Below are 3954 nucleotides of genomic sequence, written 5' to 3'. Positions count from 1 at the left end.
AATCTTTGGCAATAAACTCCAAGAGACCATTGATTTGGGTGAGAACCTAAACCTGATTGATGAAGAGTTCTTCTTAGAGGTAAAACCACAGGATTTTCAGTATATAAACTACAATATACATCAAGGAACATCTGAAAATAATGACTCACGAGATGCTGCTAATGAGTATAAAAACAATCCTATACAAACCGATGCAAAGAATGCTTCTAAAAAGATCTTTAAAAAGATACCTCAAAAATATCACTCGGCTACTTCATTAGAGCAATCAAGTGTAGATTTAGAGGATGTAGTGCGCTTAGAGAAAGACAAACGCGAATTGTTGCTAAGGGTAAAGGGACAAAGCCGTGACCCGCGTCTCAGGATGAACACCTTTGCGTGTCTTACTGACATTAATGCACGCGCAATGGAGACTTATAGGGTCATAAAAATATCGCACTATCATAGTGGTATGGAGTATTACAATTCCTTTGAGGGAATCCCTATGATGCGTACCCCTGCTGATTTTGATGAGAATGCTTTTCCGCACTCAGAGCAGCAACCAGCAATTGTAAAAGACAACAACGACCCTTTAGGAATGGGACGTGTACGCGTGCAATTCTTATGGCAGGCAAAACGCAATGAAATGACCCCTTGGATACGTGTAGTGCAACCCTATACAGGAGGGGGTAAAGGATTCTATTTTGTTCCTGAAATAGGAGAAGAGGTATTGGTAGACTTTGAAGGTGGCAATGCGGAGCGTCCTTTTGTACTTGGGGCACATTATAATGGTGAGGCGAAGAGTGGATACCACAATGCTGATAATCGTGTAAAGGCGATTCATACCAAAAGTGGGCATAAACTCATCTTCACCGAAGACGAAAGCATTTTGCTTACTGATAAGAATGGCAATGTGATTAAGTTGGATACTCAGGGCAAAAATATAGAAATTTCTGCGCCTGAAACTATTAATATTACCGCTAAGAACATCAACTTAAAAGCAAGTGACAGCATTGATTTGGATGCCAATGTTAATATCACTGAAACAGCAGGAAAGGTTAAGAGAAGTGATATTGGTGGGGATATGTTTGTATATGTTAATGGTGCTTTAACTGAAAAGATAGAAGGTGATTTACATAGTGAAACAAAGAATGCGAGAACAGAAAATAGCACAGGAGGTATGGTCGTAAATTCTGAAGGTGCTATAGAAAACCACTCACAGCAAAAAGTTCGTATAAATGGTAGTGAAAATACAAGAATGTCATAATTATGAGTAGAACAAGAATTGTAGGAGGAGTATACACTAAAATCACAGGAGGTGATTATAAGATGTATACTGGAGGTGATACTATTATCACGGCTGCTGGTAAAAACGATTTTGCCAATGCTGAGAATATCATTATTGGTACGGATCCTGAAAAAGCACCCTTACTTGTGATGAATGACCCTGAAAGCATTAACTTCTTAGTTCATTTTAAAACAACGGACAACTATGATTATAGTTTTGGCTTTGACTGGATGCGCAAGAAATACAGACGTATCTGTAAAAATTATAAAGCCTTAAAACAGGAATATGTGCCTGCCGGTGAAAGTACATTATGGAAACCTAAAGGTAAGGAATATTTTACCCCTTGGGTATGTATGCGTAAAGGTCAGAAAAACGTAAGACTAAAAATAGAGATAGAAGTATTGAATAGGAAAGGTATAAAAGATAATGATATTATAGTTCTCCCTCAACAAAATGGGATCTCCTTTTCTTTAGATGAGATCAATGTAAACGAAATCATAAGCAAAGGATTTGTAGAGGTAGAGGTTTGTTGTGATACAGTATCAGAGGAAGATAGACTTTTTTTAGTATTAGACAAGTGGAAAAATACTGTTGGTAAGCTTAATTTCTTTAAAAACAAGACTACTTACCAGTTAGATGTTAGATTTGTTGAGGTAAAATTTAAGGGGAGTATGATACAATACCCTTCCAACACTAATAGTAATAATCGTAATGAAGATATTAATCAAGTTTTACAAAGTTTTATTGAAAAAAATACTATAGTATATAGTTTTGATTCAGATACGATTTTAACTTCCAATATGAATAGTAATCCTATTCCTATTCCTATGTCGCAGTATAGCACAATAGGAAAATGGAAAAAGTATATTGAGGATAATAATCTACTATCTGCTAAATTATTAAATCAAGCACTTATTAAATATAATCCCATAATAAAAGAAGGAAGAATTGATTATAAGGAATTAATAGTAGATTTAGGAAATACTAATATAATTGACAAATATACAGGAACTCCTTTTAATGGGGTCAATGTAAGAAATTCATTTATTAAATTGAATTTTAATTATATAGAATGTAATCTAATAGAGTTAGTAAAAGCATTAGGAATAATATATTCAAATCAAAATCCTAATGAAAAAGGAGCAATTGTATTTTTACTTCCTATTACTTTTAATCAAGGTAAGGCGGGTATTTTTAATGCATACTCTGATAGTTTTTTGAAGAAAGGAAAATTTATAATCTTAACAAATAACAATAATGTCACAGCTCCTACATTAGTGCACGAAATAGCACATACATTGGGACTAGTACATTCTTTCCAAAAAGATGAATTTGATGAAGAGGAAAATGTAACAGCTCATTCGAAATATAGGTTTAAAGAACTAAAAACGGAAAATATTATGGACTATAGTAAAGAGACCATTTCATTTTGGAAGTGGCAATGGGAAGAGATGCAAAAAGATGATATTGATTTAGTAACTATAAATAATTAGATTATGAAAAAACTATTTATAATATTATTTACCTTTTTTATCAGTAACTTCTATGCTCAAATTACGATCCCTATAAAGGATAAAAACATAAGAATAAAGGAAAAAGTAACTATAAGTAAGGATCCTAGATCCCCTCTATTAATATCTAAGATTAGAACAAATAGATTAGGAATACCATTGAATGGGAGATACAAAGTAAAACAAGATAAGAATAATTATTATATTGCTTATTTTAAGAAAGGAAGGCATAACACCAAAGGGAAAAAGAGTATTGTCAAATATTATAAAGAAGGAAAAATAGATAAAATATACATTTATAGGGACAATAATTTTATATTATTATCACAAAACTCATTTAAAGAAGATAAAATTATACTCTTTATGTTTAATATAAATGATATTAATGAAGAAGAACCTTTTGAACTGACTATTGAAGGAGATAAATTAGAAACTATTTTTAAAGATAACAAGACAAATAGGGATATTTTAGAATACATTAAAAATAATAAACTCAAAATAACTCCCTGAAAGGATAAAACCGATAATATTATGGATGAGGGCAGAGAGCATAAAAATAATAATTCCTTTTGGAAGTGGCAATGGGAAGAGATGCAAAAAGATTCTGATCTAAAACCAATTGATAATGAATAAAGTAATGAAAATCTATATATTAATACTATCTATAGTTTTTACACATAATACCCTATATAGCCAGTTTTTGAAGAAAATAGATAGCAAGGATATAGAGGTTATCAAAGAAAGTATTCCTTCAAAGGAAACAGGCTCAAGGGGGTATAGTACCATCGAATATAATTACATAAGAGTCCATAAAGTAACTAAAAAACCTCTAAGAGGTAGATACAAGGTAATTATAGATAAAGATGAATTCTATATAGCATATTTTAAGAAGGGAAATCTTGTCATTAAAGATAAGGTCAATATGGTTAAATACTATCGTAAAGATATATTATGGAAGTTCTATTTTTATTTCAAGGACAACTACATATTACTATCAAAAAGCAATATAGATAACGATGATATAATACGAATCCAGACTTTTAAGAATGAGGATTTTGATGAGAAGAATGCTGTTAATATGTATGTTTCAAAAAATGGAGTTACAGAGTTTCTCAAAACTATAATGCCAACAATAAAAGAGAAAGATATAAAAGAGTTTCTAAAAGATTTTTAGTTTCG

At 31.6% G+C, this 3954-nt stretch carries 4 protein-coding genes; all 4 read left to right on the top strand.

Annotation, left to right across the window (positions count from 1 at the left end):
* Nucleotides 1–1243 (top strand): phage baseplate assembly protein V (locus tag HMPREF9071_RS12525; protein WP_253908264.1); only part of this gene is annotated, 1243 nt, incomplete at its 5' end.
* Between the two features lie 62 nt (nucleotides 1244–1305).
* Nucleotides 1306–2757: a hypothetical protein gene (locus HMPREF9071_RS12520; RefSeq protein WP_253908263.1), complete on the top strand. Its 1452-nt coding sequence runs from the start codon at nucleotides 1306–1308 to the stop codon at nucleotides 2755–2757.
* Between the two features lie 3 nt (nucleotides 2758–2760).
* Nucleotides 2761–3285 (top strand): hypothetical protein, encoded by a 525-nt coding sequence (locus HMPREF9071_RS06695; RefSeq protein ID WP_009745846.1) that lies wholly within the window; start codon nucleotides 2761–2763, stop codon nucleotides 3283–3285.
* Between the two features lie 190 nt (nucleotides 3286–3475).
* Complete coding sequence (locus HMPREF9071_RS06690) at nucleotides 3476–3949, top strand: hypothetical protein (RefSeq protein WP_253908262.1); 474 nt, start codon at nucleotides 3476–3478, stop codon at nucleotides 3947–3949.
* Nucleotides 3950–3954: the final 5 nt, after the last annotated feature.

The organism is Capnocytophaga sp. oral taxon 338 str. F0234 (genome assembly GCF_000192225.1).
Taxonomy (GTDB): Bacteria; Bacteroidota; Bacteroidia; order Flavobacteriales; family Flavobacteriaceae; genus Capnocytophaga.
This window is presented reverse-complemented; position numbering and strand designations above follow the sequence as displayed.

Coding starts and splice junctions, on each gene's coding strand:
- HMPREF9071_RS12520 (WP_253908263.1), top strand. CDS start 1,306: ATGTATACTGGAGGTGATACTATTATCACGGCTGCTGGTAAAAACGAT.
- HMPREF9071_RS06695 (WP_009745846.1), top strand. CDS start 2,761: ATGAAAAAACTATTTATAATATTATTTACCTTTTTTATCAGTAACTTC.